The organism is Neisseria sicca 4320 (assembly GCF_000193735.1).
In the GTDB taxonomy this organism is placed as follows: Bacteria; Pseudomonadota; Gammaproteobacteria; order Burkholderiales; family Neisseriaceae; genus Neisseria; species Neisseria sicca_E.
In genome coordinates this window covers 1-743 of record NZ_AEPF01000121.1, presented here as the reverse complement: position 1 = coordinate 743, position 743 = coordinate 1, and the positions used below count along the sequence as shown (strand labels likewise).

Below are 743 nucleotides of genomic sequence, written 5' to 3'. Positions count from 1 at the left end.
CACTGTTCAAAAGTAAATCAACTGAGAGCATTAGACAAGGAGTTTGAGATGTAGGCTGTTATTTTGCTTGGAGAAAATATGGGAGTTCTTAGTCAGTTCGAAAGTAAGTAATATAAACCCAAAAGGTTTCTTATACAAAAGGATATATATTCGAATTAGGTAATGACATTATTAATAGGTAATAAATGATGAATAAAGCAAATTATAAAGGGTATTCTCTTACTCAATTAATCTTTGTAATTGCTATAATTGGAATATTAGCTTCAATAGCTTACCCAAGTTATCAAAAACATATTAGAGACTCTGAAATACGTCTGGCTTTGGCAGAGCTTGTTGAGAGTGCTCAGTTTATGGAACGATTTTATCAGCAGAATGGTAGTTTCAAGAAAACTTCTACAGCGTGGCCTGATTTGCCTAACTCTCGGAGTTTAGAAAACTTTTGTATTTATCCACATGGGCTTGCTAGAGGCGCGTTAGATGGGAAATTTACTTTAAAGGCAGTTGCATTGGATAAGAATAAAGAACCTAGGGTAATAAAGATTAATGAATCTCTAACGATTTTTATTTGTGAGAGTACTGCTAGTTCTTGTGATGATGTTACGAAAAACTATTTTTCTGGTGCAGATAAAAACTGTTCCGTATATCGGCTTTAAGAGGGTTTGTGCAGTTATTACTGAATGGTTTGTACATCTATTTAAACTAATATTAATTAAGTAGAGTCTGAGCCAATACTTATTATATAT

General features: G+C 32.8%; 1 protein-coding gene. It reads left to right on the top strand.

Annotation, left to right across the window (positions count from 1 at the left end; genetic code table 11):
* The first annotated feature begins 188 nt into the window (after window positions 1-188).
* The gene (locus NSCA4_RS0110655; protein WP_029609734.1) at window positions 189-653 is read left to right on the top strand and encodes a type IV pilin protein; all 465 of its coding nucleotides are present in this window, start codon (window positions 189-191) and stop codon (window positions 651-653) included.
* The last annotated feature ends 90 nt before the right edge of the window (window positions 654-743 follow it).

Bases quoted from the DNA above. Each gene is read 5' to 3' on its own strand.
- NSCA4_RS0110655 (WP_029609734.1), top strand. From the start codon at position 189: ATGAATAAAGCAAATTATAAAGGGTATTCTCTTACTCAATTAATCTTT.